The organism is Actinoplanes subtropicus (genome assembly GCF_000721705.1).
Classification (GTDB): Bacteria; Actinomycetota; Actinomycetes; order Mycobacteriales; family Micromonosporaceae; genus Actinoplanes; species Actinoplanes subtropicus.
On the sequence record NZ_JOJL01000208.1, the window covers coordinates 1 to 206 of the forward strand.

The window sequence follows — 206 nt, forward strand, 5'->3', positions numbered from 1 at the left end:
GGTGATCGGGGTCAGGACTGCAAATCGCCTACCCATTTCAGTACGTGATCGACGTCCTTGCGAGTCCAACCCATCGCGGGATCGATCGCCACCAGTAAGGTCGGTGCGCACCGAATGGCGGACCAGCGGCGTCCCGCCTTCGTGTGATTGTCATCGATCCAGACTGCTGGACGATCGCCGGCCACGGCGTCGATCGCGGGGACCTT

General features: G+C 62.6%; 1 pseudogene. It reads right to left on the reverse strand.

The features are described 5' to 3' along the window. Nucleotides 1-11 precede the first annotated feature (11 nt). Nucleotides 12-206: pseudogene (locus IH26_RS62535) on the reverse strand (hypothetical protein); the annotation flags it as partial.